8 protein-coding genes are annotated in these 14,215 nt (G+C 42.4%); 5 read left to right on the forward strand and 3 right to left on the reverse strand.

Annotated features, from left to right (window positions below; all coding sequences use genetic code 11):
* The first annotated feature begins 396 nt into the window (after nucleotides 1–396).
* The 3 genes from QZ738_RS08875 to QZ738_RS08885 all read left to right on the forward strand — a co-directional run bounded on the left by QZ738_RS08875 (nucleotide 397) and on the right by QZ738_RS08885 (nucleotide 9,631).
* A complete protein-coding gene (locus QZ738_RS08875; protein WP_293786701.1) occupies nucleotides 397–8,037 on the forward strand; it encodes an Ig-like domain-containing protein in 7,641 nt (2,546 codons plus the stop codon).
* A gap of 287 nt (nucleotides 8,038–8,324) precedes the next feature.
* A complete protein-coding gene (locus QZ738_RS08880) occupies nucleotides 8,325–8,912 on the forward strand; it encodes a Crp/Fnr family transcriptional regulator (RefSeq protein ID WP_293786703.1) in 588 nt (195 codons plus the stop codon).
* Nucleotides 8,913–8,977: 65 nt separating this feature from the next.
* Nucleotides 8,978–9,631, forward strand: a complete 654-nt coding sequence (locus QZ738_RS08885) for a hypothetical protein (protein ID WP_293786705.1) — start codon at nucleotides 8,978–8,980, stop codon at nucleotides 9,629–9,631.
* Between the two features lie 95 nt (nucleotides 9,632–9,726).
* Here the strand turns inward: QZ738_RS08885 and QZ738_RS08890 are convergent, their stop codons facing one another.
* The gene (locus QZ738_RS08890) at nucleotides 9,727–10,617 is read right to left on the reverse strand and encodes a GNAT family N-acetyltransferase (RefSeq protein WP_293786707.1); all 891 of its coding nucleotides are present in this window, start codon (nucleotides 10,615–10,617) and stop codon (nucleotides 9,727–9,729) included.
* Nucleotides 10,618–10,759: 142 nt separating this feature from the next.
* Here QZ738_RS08890 and QZ738_RS08895 point away from each other — a divergent pair, with 142 nt between their 5' ends.
* Complete coding sequence (locus QZ738_RS08895) at nucleotides 10,760–10,903, forward strand: hypothetical protein (protein WP_293786708.1); 144 nt, start codon at nucleotides 10,760–10,762, stop codon at nucleotides 10,901–10,903.
* Nucleotides 10,904–10,908: 5 nt separating this feature from the next.
* On the forward strand, nucleotides 10,909–11,607 hold the full coding sequence (locus tag QZ738_RS08900; RefSeq protein WP_293786709.1) for a type 1 glutamine amidotransferase domain-containing protein: 699 nt from the start codon (nucleotides 10,909–10,911) through the stop codon (nucleotides 11,605–11,607).
* A gap of 122 nt (nucleotides 11,608–11,729) precedes the next feature.
* Here the strand turns inward: QZ738_RS08900 and QZ738_RS08905 are convergent, their stop codons facing one another.
* Entirely contained in the window at nucleotides 11,730–12,920 is a 1,191-nt protein-coding gene (locus QZ738_RS08905) for an NAD(P)/FAD-dependent oxidoreductase (RefSeq protein WP_293786710.1), read from the reverse strand.
* A 73-nt stretch (nucleotides 12,921–12,993) separates the two neighbouring features.
* Entirely contained in the window at nucleotides 12,994–13,851 is an 858-nt protein-coding gene (locus QZ738_RS08910; RefSeq protein WP_293786711.1) for an AraC family transcriptional regulator, read from the reverse strand.
* Nucleotides 13,852–14,215 lie beyond the last annotated feature (364 nt).

The following is a 14,215-nucleotide window of genomic DNA, read 5'->3' on the forward strand; positions in this document are numbered from 1 at the left end:
ATTATCGAATTATTAAGTGACTGTTTCTTTCCTCTACATATCCTCTTATGATATGGCCATAAGTCAGGATTATATTGCTCTTTGTCAGGATCATATTCTGTGACTTCCTGCTTGCGAGGCAATTTTTCTGCCAGCTATGCCATTGGCCTTGATGAAATGATGTTTGGATGAAGGGAAACAAGCAAATCGTATTAAGATATGCCAAATTCATCACTCGCTCATTACAAATGATCAAGAGTGGTGGATATACCTGCAAAATTCAAAGTCAAGAAGCAAAAAACAGCATTATAAAGCCTAAAAACGCAAAACCTACCCGGGGTGGGTGGGCAAAACTACACCAGGTGGGTTGGAAAAATACCGCTTGGCGAGTTTAGTTTTGCGGCACCAAACAACATTATGAGAAAAAAACTACTTGCCCTTCTGCTGAGCTTAATCGTGGGTTTAAACCTTATGGCCCAAACACCAGATGCCAATGGTATCCTTTTTGTGAATATCAACAAAGCCAATGGCATTGGAAATAGCTGGGATAGCCCAATAAAACAATTGGCTGATGCGCTTAAAGCTGCGAAAAGCAATACAGCCATTAAACAAATTTGGGTGGCCAAAGGCACTTATAAACCCATGTATAGCCCGCAGATTGGAGATAATAATTTTAAAGATAGTACCGGATTGGCAAATGGAGCCGACCACCGTAACCGCGCCTTCCTGATGGTTAAAGATGTAAAGCTATACGGTGGGTTTGATCCAGATCATGGAATTAAAACTTTAAACGATAAACGCATATTGCCGGGTATGGCAGGAGGTAATAATGGCACCATTTTATGTGGAGATTTTAACAATGATGATATAGTTTCAGGTAGTGGTTCAACCTTAAAGATTCAGAATAACAAAGAAAATGCCTATCATGTAATCGTTTCAGGTGAATCATACACTTCAACGGAACTGAATGGTTTTAGCATAAAAGGGGGGAATGCAAATGGAATTTCTTATATCATAATAGACAATGATATTGCTGTTTCAGATAATTCCGGTGGTGGAATATTTAACGCATCATGTCCTCTTACAATCCGTCTGTGTAATATCTATGAGAATATAGCTAGGAATAAGGGAGGGGGTATGTATAATGGTTTTGGTTCTCCTTCTAAAATCAGCATAAGTAGTTTTTTTAATAATTGTGCTGCTAATGGAGGAGGAATATATATATCAGATACATCCAAACCGGTTCTTCTTAATGTTAGCATTACTGGAAATACCGCTCTAGCGACTGATGGAACCGGCGGAGGAATTTATTATGATACATATTCAGATGGACAGATCATCAATAGCATTCTGTATGGTAATCTTACGCCAAATAATCCGAATAATTTGGATAAAAAAGAGATTAATAAAATGTCCTCTTTAAAAAATACTTATAAGTTAAAAATCACAAACGGTATTATAAAAGATTTTGACGCTTCGAAATTTGAAGGTATTGAGTCTGCAGATGTTTTTACTGTTGATCCCAAATTTATCAACCCATCCAGAGGTGATTTAAACTTGCAACGTTTTAGTCCGGCAATAGAGAAGGGCAATAACCCTGCTTATAATGCACAAACAGGGAATAAATTGAGTACAGATATTGATCTGGCCGGCAATCCACGTCTGTTAGGAAGTAACATAGATATCGGGGCTTACGAGTCATCAGTTAATACTACGGTCAGTAGTTCGGCTGGTGCTTCAGGTAGCTCGGTTAGTACATCCCCATTTCCATTTACCGTAACTTTCTCGGAAGCCGTTAATGGGTTTACAATCTCTGATATTATGGTAACCAATGGCAAAGCAATTGAACTTAGCAGTGCTAATAATACCATTTTTACTTTTATTGTCAAGCCTTCCGGTAGTGGTGCAGTTAGTGTGATAGTGCCTGCTAATGTAGCACTGGGTGAAGCAGGAAACGGTAATACGGCTTCAGCAACTTACACCCTTACCCCGCCGAATGCAGCCCCTTTGGTTACCACAACAGGTGGTTCAACTACCTTTTCTGGTTCGCCAGTGGCAATAGATAATGCCTTAACAGTTACAGATGCAGATAATACAACGTTAAACAATGCCACAGTAACAATTAGTGGAAATTTCCATGCTGACCAAGATATTTTAACTTTTACCAATACCAGTGGTATGCTTTTCGGTAACATATATAGTAGTTACAGTTCTGGTACAGGGGTATTAACTTTAGCATTACGTGGCGGTACTGCAACCGTTGAGCAATGGCAGGCTGCTTTAAGAGCAACTACCTTTCATAATCTCGTACCTTCGCCTAATACAGCAACCCGAACGGTAAGTTTTACGGTAAATGATGGTAATGCAGATAGTAATACGGCTACTAAAAGTGTAACTGTTATTAATGAGGCTGCAGTATCTTCAATAGTTCGCAGCAGTTTGAGCCCAACTAATGCCTCAACAGTTCCATTTCAGGTGACGTTTGACAAACCTGTATCAGGAATAACAGCCAGTAACTTTTCATTGACCACTACCGGGATAAGCGGTGCCTCGGTAAGCAGCGTATCCGGCTCCGGCAACACCTATACGGTTGTTGTTAATACGGGAACTGGCGATGGTACCATCAGACTTGACCTGGCCAACGCTACAGGCCTGAGCAGGAGCGTCAGCAATGCGCCTTATACTTCTGGTCAAACCTATACCATCACCAAAAGTTTTGCCGCTGCGCCAACATTGTGTATACAGAGCGCTGGCAGTGCTTCAGGCAATGGTGATGTTACCGCCTTTGTAGACCAGGTGGAAGTTCTTGCTAACGGTACCAGTACACTTATCCCAAATGCACTACAGAATAATAGCTTTGAAGACAACAATGTCACATCAGGTAACTTCCTCAAGACTACACAGCGTGTATTTGGTCCTCCTTGGACCTTTACCGGAGAAGCAGGTATCTCACGGAATAACAGTGCTTTAAGTTCTACAGCCTATGATGGCGATGCCGTTGCCTTTTTGGCAAGTAGAGGAGATAATAATGCTGGCATTTATCAGTCTTTGGCATTGCCTACCGGCGCCTATCAGATCCGCTTTAAGGCAATACAACGTAACTATACGAGCCTTGATCAACGTTTGAATGTCTTCGTTAATGACGTCTTCATTGGGAGTATTCAGCCAAACAACATAACTACTTATGATACATTTACATCTGCACCATTCAATGTCACCGCTCCGGTCTTGACAGCTACGGTGAGTACCACATCTGCCAGCCCAACGAATAATTTCCCTATTCCCTTTACTGTAACCTTTTCTCAAAGTGTGGGTTCTACATTCACAGCTTCTGATGTTACAGTGAGCGGTGGAAGTGTGGACCCGACCAGTTTTTCTAATTCAGGTTCGGGTACCTATACCTTCAGCGTTACACCAAATGGAACAGGAACCGTTTCAGTCAGCCTGGCTGCCAATGTAGCCAGCGATGCGAATAACACTGGCAACTCCGTTTCTAACTCCGTATCGGTACAATTTGTTCAACCCACTACTGCCGCGCCGGTAGTGAATGGTTTTAACAATGGCGGTTTCATTAATACAACTTACCCAACCTTTACAGGTACTGCAACGGCGGGTGCAATTGTAACAGTTTATGTAGATGGAATGGCTAAAGGTACCACAACAACAGACAGAGATAGAAACTGGTCCCTTACGACACCAATGGCATTGTCACAAGGTGCGCATACCGTTTATGCTACTGCAAAGGTAACTGGTAATATGGTGAGTGCAAATAGTAATACTCATACTTTTACAGCTGATACCAGCTCCCCAACAGTACAAATTACCAGTGATAGATCTACACTTAAATCAGGGGAGGTTGCAAAGATTACCTTTAGTTTGAGTGATGATCCGGGTGCTGCTTTCACTCAGAGCGATATTTCAGTCTCGGGCGGAACATTAAGTTCCATTTCTGGCTCTGGCTTGCAATGGTTTGCAACCTTTACACCAACTGTTAATATCAATGAAGGTCAGGCAACTATCGGTATTGCAGCGGGCGCCTACTACGATATTGCGGGAAATGCAAGTTTAGCTGCGTCAAGCTTAACGATCACTTACGATACACAGGTACCGGATGCGCCATCCGTTTCTCTGGCGTCTTCCAGTGATAGCGGAAGGTCGGGTACAGATAGAATCACAAATAAAGAGGAACTTACATTTACGGGAACGGCCGAAGATGGTGCAGTAGTTACCTTACTGTACATGCCCTTACGTGATATATTGGGTACTGCTATAGCACAAAATGGTAAGTGGTCTATCTTTACAAGCAGTAAGATAAATAATGGTGAGCTAAAGGTTAAAGCATTTACGACTGATGCTGCCGGTAATATTGGGCCTGATTCAGATTTATTTAGTGTTTTCATTGATACGCAGGCACCAGATGCGCCATCTATTTCTTTGGCATCGGCTAGCGATAGTGGAATATCGTCAACAGATCACATTACAAATGTTAGTAGACCAGTTTTCAGTGGAATGGCAGAGCCAGGTGCAAGTGTTACACTTTATGATTCAGTAACTGAAGTAATAGGTTTGGGTGTCGCAGGAGCAGACGGAAACTGGTCTGTGACAAGTATGAGACTTACGGATGGCATCCATTTAGTCAAAGCACGTGCAACTGATATTGCCGGTAATGTTAGTCAGCTTTCTGCTATAGTAGAAATCACCATTGATACACAGGCACCAATTACTGAAGTGTCGTCCATATCCATATCTGCAGACTATGGGCTTTCTTCAACCGATATGATTACAAATGTAGCATCTCAAAATATCTCAGGTAAATTATCTGGGAATTTAGGAGAAGGTGAAAGCATTTTACTCTCTTTTGATAGCGGAACAAGCTGGTATACTGCAGTCTCAGTGTTTGGCAATACATTTTCCTTCCAAAATGCTATCTTGTTAACCGGAACCCATTCTTTAATGGCTAGAGTAGTTGATGCTGCTGGTAATACGGGTGTTCCTCTAACTGCTCCTTACTCGATAGATACCACTCCACCTGTGGCCCCGTCAATATCTTTAGAGGCGGCAAGCGATAGTGGAGTATCCTCAACAGATCAAATAACAAATGTAACAAGTCCTACTTTCAGCGGAATGGCAGAATCAGTTGCAACCATTACCCTTTATGATTCAGGATCTGACGTTATAGGTTCAGGCATTGCCGGAAGAGATGGGAAATGGTTGATAACGAGTAGCAAACTTAAAGACGGCATTCATTTCATCAAGGCAAGAGCAACTGATATTGCAGGTAATATTAGTCAACTTTCTAATGAATTAAAAATGACCATTGATACAAGTTCCCCAACAATACAGATCACCAGTGATAAATCTACACTTAAATCAGGAGAGGTTGCTACAATTACTTTTGAATTCAGCGATGATCCGGATGCTGCCTTCACTCAGAGCGATATTTCGGTCTCGGGCGGAACATTAAGTGCCATTTCTGGTACAGGTCGGCAAAGGTTTGCAACCTTTACACCAACAGGCAATATCAATGAAGGTAAAGCCATTATAGGCGTTTCAGCGGGTGCTTACCATGATGTGTCTGGAAACTCAAGCTTAGCAGCGTCTGGCCTGACAATAACTTATGATACACAGGCACCGGATGCTCCATCCATTGCTTTGGCATCAGCAAGTGATAGTGGAGTATCCTCGAACGACAGGATTACAAACTTAACAAACTTAACTATTACCGGAAGTGCAGAATCAGGAGCAACCGTAAAGCTTGTTGATGAAAACGGTAGCTTGCTGGGTTATGGTTTATCGGATAATAATGTATTCTCGATTGCAATTCCTGCAATGGCAGCGGGCACGCACACCCTTACGGCAAAAGCCACTGATCTGGCTGGAAATGTAAGCCCTGAGTCATCAAAGCTAAGTATTCTGATCGATGTTACGCCTCCAGTGGTGACAGGTGTTTTAAAGAATAAAGACTACACTGCACCTGTTTCTTTAAATATAACTTTTGATGAAGGTACAGCGATATTGAACGGAAAGAATTTTGCAAGTGGCTCCACTGTTCAGGCGGCAGATGATTACGAGCTAGTGGTCACTGACGATGCTGGTAATTCAACTACAGTCAAATTCAGTATCAGTAAATCAACGCCTGTTCTTACCTGGGCAAAACCTGTCGATATTACTTATGGCATGGCCTTAACCGAAGCGCAACTGAATGCCAGTGCAAATGTAGAAGGAACATTTGCCTACACACCTGCGCTGAATACGATTCTGAATGCCGGAGCCAACCAAAGCCTGAAGGTCGATTTTGTGCCAAAGGATGCTGCTAATTATGTGGCGACCAGCGAGACTGTACACATCAATGTAAATCAGTCAACCCCTGTTCTTTCCTGGGCAAAACCTGTCGATATTACTTATGGTACGGCCTTAACCGAAGCGCAACTGAATGCAAGTGCAGATGTGGCCGGAACATTTATCTATACGCCTGCGCTGAACGCGATCCTGGATGCCGGAGCCAATCAAACGCTGAGGGTTGAGTTTACACCGATTGATCTGGATAATTACAAGCCGATTAATAAAATAGTCAGCCTCAATGTACTAAAAAAATCAATCAATGCAAAAATTGATATTGAGAATAAGATCTATGATGGAAGTGATTCAGCCATAATTACAAAAGCGAGTTTAAATGATGTGTTAGCAAGCGATCAACCATATATTACGCTGAATGTGGGCAAGGCAGCATTTTTGGATCAAAATGTAGGCGCTGCGAAGATAATAAAAGTGACGGGACTAACCATAACGGGAATGAGGGCCTTCAATTACATGACGACCGATACAGCGTCTGCGAGAGCCAGTATCAATCCGAAATCCATTACGGTAATGGCCAATGCACAGCGCAAAACCTATGGTGATGCTGATCCTGAATTGAGCTATACTTTTGCTCCAGCACTGGTAACCGGCGACAGTTTCACAGGTGGTCTGACCAGATTATCAGGCGAGAATGTGGGTACCTACGCGATCAACCAGGGCACATTGACTTTGAGCAATAATTACGATTTAAGCTACACCGGCGCTGATCTGACGATCGGGAAGAAAGCGGTCACGGTAACAGCCGGTGCACAGCGCAAAACCTATGGTGATGCTGATCCTGCATTGAATTATACTTTCAGTCCGGCTTTAGTAAATGGAGACCGTTTTTCAGGTAATTTAACCCGTGCATCCGGGGAGGATGCAGGAACTTACACCATTAGCCAGGGCAGCCTGGGTTTGAATGCGAATTATATCGTTAATTACATTGCTGCCAAACTGGATATTGCCAAGGCAATACTCAAGGTAAGGGCGAAGCCGGAAAAAATGTGCCAAGGTGATGGTTTACCGGTATTAGGGATGAGCTACAATGGATTCAAATCCGGGGATACAGAAAATGTTCTTGGCAGCAAACCAAAGGTGAGTACCACAGCTGACAGGAATATCGCTGGCACGTACCCATTAACTCCGGCCGGAGGTGTATCTGGAAATTACGATTTTGTTTATGAAGAAGGTACCTTAACCATTCAGGCTCTGCCTACCGTAAATATTGTCAGCGATATGGGTACGGAACTCAGCAAAGGCGGAACCACAATACTAACGGCCAGCGGAGGCACAGCTTATAGTTGGTCTACAGCAAGTGGTATCATTGGCGGACAAAATACCGCTACGTTAACGGTACGTCCGGCGCAAACCACAACATATACTGTGCGGGTTACTAATGCAAGTGGGTGCAGCAGTATCCAGTCCATTATCATTAAGGTAGCTGAAGATTATCAGCTGGTAGCCACGAACATCCTAACGCCAAATGGCGATGGTATTAACGATACCTGGATGGTACAGAACATTGATATGTATCCGCAGAATGAAGTCATTATCATAGATGGTAATGGGAGGAAGGTATACCAGAAAAAAGGTTATGACAACACCTGGAACGGTACCGTCAATGGCAGTCCACTGGCAGAAGGTACTTATTATTACATCATCACCTATGGACCGGAAAAACTGGTTCAAAAGGGTTTTATCACCATCTTAACAAAGTAATGACGATGAAAAAATCAATAGCCGAATACACGCTACTCTTTTCTTGATGCTGAAAATAGTTGGTCAAAGCAGGTTACGATAGAAAGAACATTTAATCGGATTTCTTTTGTTCATCCTAAAACGGTTAGGGTGAGCAAAAGGAAGTCGTAGCTTACTTAAATTTTGGCTCCAATGAAGATTAAACTTTAATAACACACTAATGTTAACATGTGTTTTATGCTAATTTAAGTTAATTCGTTTGGGAAAAAACGATATGTTTTTAGCTTTACTTTACTTAATTTGCGGATATGGCAACGGATCACGCTCTTCATGCAACAGACTTTCTTACTTTTGTCTCTGCGCTTTCCAGCCTCGAATGTGAAACAAATCATGCTTTAGCAGCAAAACTTTATCAAAAGAAATACCGCAAAGGTGAACTGATCCTGGAGAGCGGAACGGTTTGTAAGCGGATTTATTTTATAGACAGCGGTTTGGTTAAAACTTTTTTTTACACAGATACCCGCGATTTCATTATGCGCTTTTTCGCTGAAGGACATATGTTTACCGTTTTGGACAGTTTTGTACTTCAACAGCCTTCTGCATATGCCATTATGGCCCTCGAAGATACTCTGATTACCTGTCTCAATCATGATGATCTTGACACGCTTTGCCATCGGTATCATTCCATCGAAACCTATTACCGGAAACTACTTTCTCTGGCTGCGGTGAATATGATGGAAAGGATTGGCGGTACCCTTGAAGAAACAGCTCATATCGCTTACCATAAATTCCTGAAAACATACGGGCCGCTTTTGCAACGTATCAGCCTGGCCGATCTGGCTTCCTATCTCGGTATCACGCAGGTATCATTAAGCAGAATCAGGGCGATAAAATAGTTTTTATCATTTGATAAATGCCAGGCTTTTTACGGATCGTACTTTCGGGTTAAAATTATTCTGGTATGAAAACCCCCTTATTATTATCTCCAAAAGTCAGCTTTCTGGCGGCCTGTACTTTTACCGTTGTAGCGCCCGTGATGGGTTATTTTGCTATCGGGCTTCCACCGGTTATTATCGTAGGTGGCGCGGCATTGATTGGCTTCTGTTGCTGGTATTTTACCTATCTGAAAAAGCCTGTAGATCCCAGCATTATCCTTCCGCTTTTTATACTTACGGTTGCCGGTTTGCAGATTCATATTGTTGAAGAATACCTGATGGGTTTTGCACCGGCAATGAGCAGGCTGTTTGGTATCCCATGGAGTGAAAGGAGTTTTTTAATGGTATTTGCACTAATCGGCCCGGTTATTTATACCCTTACTTCGCTTGGGCTGTATTACAAAATACCGATAGCCGGATTTGTGGCCTGGTTCATCTTTATTGGCCCGGGCGTTGCAGAATTTACCCACTTTATTTTTCCGTTGATTGCTCCCGAGCTGCTTCCGCATGATCCGCATTCGTTAACAGCATCAATTAAAGGCACCAGAATATCACAAATGCCCAATTTTTATGTAAAAACCACCGGAAAGTATTATTTTCCCGGTATGTGGACTGCAGTTCTGCCGATGATTCCGGGTTGCCTGGCTATTTATCGTTTACTTATCAGGAAAAGATTGTAATCTCAAATCAGCAAAATCTGCCGACTGATAAGGCTGGATCAGCAGTAGATGATACTGGTTCACTGATGGGAGATAGTAACGGCTTCTTTTTAAATTTAAATTTCATCTTCCCAGACAACCTGGGCAATTTTCCATTCGCCATCCTCTTTCATAAAATGAAAAAACTTATGTCCGCGGCTTTCAAAGTAAACGCCGTTTAGCAGTCCTTGTTTACGATACTTTGAATAACGCTGTGCGATATTTCCGACAACCCTGGTTTCTTCATCTGTTTCAAATTCGCTGAATTGCTGTAGAGTCCCGTCCGTCAATATTTCTTTTCTGGGTTTAATAAAAGATTCCAGTCCGTAAACATCTGCTTGCGTGCCAGATTTCCTGATGATGCTTGCAGAAGCAGTGCATAGCTGATATACCGGCTCAAAATCGGGTTCATTAAGCGTATTGTTAAACAGGTTAAAAAATGAACGGGTAACTTTTCCAATCTGTATTTCGTCTGCGCTTAAAGTGTATTGCAACAGTATTTTTCCGGCTACATCTACCTGGCGTTCAAATGTAAACTTTAGCTTTTGCAGTAGCTTTACCGACCGCATGTTTTCTCCCTTGGTAATGGCCAGTATTTTATCTGTCAAAATCGTTTCCGGAAGCGAATCAAGCACAGCATTTATAGCTTCAAAGGCATATCCTGCACCTGTGTAAGCAGGTAAAAAAGCAAATCCGATATCATAATGCTCCAGATCATCTCTTTTAATCAAGGTGATGATTCCGGCAGATTGGTCATTTGCCTTCAATTTGACTTTCCAGTATTTAGTAAAAGGACTGGCTATAATTTTTTCAACATAGGCCAGCGCATCTTCAGCAGTACGTATATTTCTATCGCCAATAAACTCCAGCCAGCCTGCAGAATTAATCAGTTCCAAAATAAACAAATGGTCGTGCGTTTCCAGTTCATTTAATATCAGCCTGTCTGTTAAAATTTCTTTTTTGATCATGATCAGTCTCTTCAGATAAATATAGGCATTTCTTTTTTGATCGTTATAAACAAGAACTTACGGGTAGGCAACCAGATAAATTAAACTTTGCTGAACTATTTTATGTGCAGCAATGTTGTTACTTAAACTAATAAGCATTGTTATGATAGACCCTAAAGAAAAGGAAGAGCGGCCAAAAGAAGAAAATGCGGAGCAGCAGGATAAAACCGGACAGGATTCGAACTGGGATGAACACCAACGCGTTGACGAGGAAGGAAATGAACTAGAACCTGATGATATTAAATAAGATTTATGAAAAAAATATTGATGGTATTAACATCACATAGCGGGATGGAAAATACAGATGGGAAAACAGGTGTTTGGCTGGGCGAGTTTACAGATCCCTACTACGAATTTATAGACGCAGGTTATCACGTAACTTTAGCCAGCCCGAAAGGAGGGAGGCCACCTGTTGATCCGATGAGCGAATTAACCGAGCATTTAACCGGTTCCAACCGGAGGTATAATGATGATGAGGCCGCAAAAGCAGCTTTTTCGCACACACAGGTTTTAAATCAGATCAGCGCTGAAGATTATGATGCCGTGTTTTATCCGGGAGGACACGGTCCGATATGGGATCTCGCTCAGGATAATAACAGTGGTATTTTAATACTCAGTTTCCTTGACGCTGGAAAACCGGTTGCTGCTGTATGTCACGGACCGGCGGCACTGATTAGTGCAGAAAGGCAACGCGCAGGGTTTTTAAAGGGAAAAATCATCTCGGCTTTCAGCAATACCGAAGAAAATCTGGTGGGCCGAAGCGGAAATGTACCTTATCTGCTTCAAACCAGATTGGAAGAACTGGGTGCAGAAGTAAAAACGGCACTTGTGCCATTTTTATCGCACGTTGAAACGGACGGCTTGCTGATTACCGGTCAAAATCCACTATCGGCAGGCCCTTCTGCAAAGGCACTTATAGATTTATTAACTAAGACGGCAGCGACCAGCTAATGCCTTAAAACCGGAAAATGTAACCCGAACCGTAAAAAGTTCGGGTCCACATCCGGATGATTGATTACGAAATTAAGCTGATGCAGGTAGTGTTTAAAGTTTTGAATTGTGCTTATCTCATTTTAAGTGTTTTCTTCATTCCCGAAAATTTGCATGAATTTTTGGACAGATTCGTGGTTTGGCGAAGCAAAATCCTCAATCCCCTCTACAGTCTCTTCGCTGATAGGCGAAGCTCTTGCAAACATCATTTCTTCGTAAGCGCTTAGCGCAGCCTCTACATTTGGATAAACTCCGCTGCTTAGGCAGTTGCTAAGGTCAAGCGCATCCAGCATCGCCAGATTTACGCCCTCGCCATTTGGCGGCATCAGGTGTGCAGCATCGCCCAGAACGGTGATGTTGGGTCTGGTTTGCCAGCGTAAGTTTAACGGATGGTAGTTGAGCGGCCGGTAGATGAATTGTGTACAGGCTTTAAAAAGTGTATAGAATGCCTGATGCCAGCCATTATAAAATTTGTAAAGATATTTACGCACTTCTTCTGGACTATTGAAATTTAAACCGCTGGTCTTTTCCCAATTTTCAGGGTACATAGCCGCTGCATAAAAGGTTAGGCCACCATCACCCCTGGGCTGAATGGTAAGCATTTTTCCCTGTCCGGTTGCCATCAGGCTTCCATTGCTGAACATTTGGTATATCTCCGGGCAAGCTGTTTTCGGATCATCGATTTCTCCCTGGATGATGGCCGCACCGGTATATACCGGTTTGATATCGGTGAGATATTCCCGTATGCGGGAACGGTATCCATCACAACCAATAACCAGATCGGCGCAGGCGTAACTGCCGTTCTTAAATTGCATTTCCCATCGGCCATTATGGAGCGACAGGTTAATCAGCTGACTGTCCCATACTAGGGTACCCGGCTGTAACGAATCGATCAGGATATCCCTCAGCGCACCCCGGTCAATTTCAGGACGGAAATTTTCATCGCCAAAAGTGTATCTGCCACTCTGAAAAAAATCATCTAACAAGATGTTTGCATTTTCATCTAACAGCTTAAACCTATCTGCCCCCTGCATATACCAGGCCTTAAAAGCGTCAGTTAATCCTGCTACTTCAAGCACTTTCAGTCCCGAGTGGTAATGCAGATCCACAATGGCGCCCTGTACACGCGCTTTTTGATTGATATCTCGTTCGTAAACTTTCACATCTGCGCCTTCGAGCTGTAGTAAACGTGCCAGGGCAAGTCCCCCGGGACCACCGCCAACAATTGCGATCTGGCGTCCATGTATTAAATTTATATTTTTAGAAGTTTCCATATGCTATTTTATTAGCACAAAGGAACGGCATCAGCGGTTTAAAAAGAATGTTCTAATCAGTGTAAGTATAGGACTAACCGCGGTTTTTGAGTTTGAAATCTAAAGGTTTTGATCCGGTAACCTTAACAAACAGCCGTATGAAATACGAATAATCATCATAACCGAGCTCATTCGCGATTTCTTTCACCGATTTGTCGGAATGATAAAGAAGCCTTTTGGCTTCCAGGATAACGCGCTGGTGTATATTGCTGGAAAGCGATTGCCCTGTAGCAGCCTTTACACATTCGTTGAGATAAGAAACTGAAATGTTCAGGAAATCTGCATATAACGCCGGACGTTTAACGGTTTTGTAACGAAGTTCCAGTTCCTTTCTGAATGCCCTGGCTATAGCATTAAACCGGTTAGGATTTTCAGTAAGACTGGATTGAGCCTGGTACAGGGAGGTAATGAATGCCGTTAAGGTATTAATACTCTCTTTTAGTGTGGTATGATATAGGTTGTCTTCAATTGCTGTGTAAAGGGTATAAGATAGCGTTACCATTTGTGAAAAAATAGAAAGCTTATCTTCGCTCAATGCCAGGGCACTTACAGGCATAAGGTCGTTCAACCCCCTCAGGTAAGCCGGATGAAGGTTTTCTTCTTCGATGATCCAGGTACTGAGCTCGGCTTTTTCAAATGCAATTAACCGGTGAACCTGGCTGGGATGGAGATATACGATAGCGGGTGCCTGAATACGATAGGTTTTAAAATCTATCTCTATATGTGTAATTCCTTTTTCCTGCAAAATGAAGGTATAGCCATGATCACGGTGCGGTCGCCTTACCTGCTCATTATCAGGGACGCCATCAAAGTATTTTCTTAACATCATGATGCCCCGGCTGGTACCCTTCGGTAAAACGTTAACCGGAATGTGTCTGATTTTTTTTGCCATAAGTTAAAATGACAAATATATTAGAAATTGAGATCAAAAGCTTGGTGGAGATATTGCTGCTTAGTATAGGTAAACGTTGTAGGATCCAGCGAGCGAAGTAATTTTTCTGGATGTAATAAAGGAACCTATCTGATTGTTTTCCAGGCGCTGTAAATATAGAATCACCAAATTTTCCGTCAAAAGTAAAGAATAACCCAAAACTGCACGAAGATCCGTCGGAAAAACACTCCTGAAGCTATTTCACATACTAAAAAATTCATATCATGGGTTTGTCATAAAAATAAAAATGATTAATCTGTCGAATATTGCGCTAGATTCCAAAATCCAAGTAAAAAATAAGGTTAAAAATAGGAGTAGACAATTA

This window comes from uncultured Pedobacter sp. (assembly GCF_913776295.1).
GTDB lineage: Bacteria > Bacteroidota > Bacteroidia > Sphingobacteriales > Sphingobacteriaceae > Pedobacter.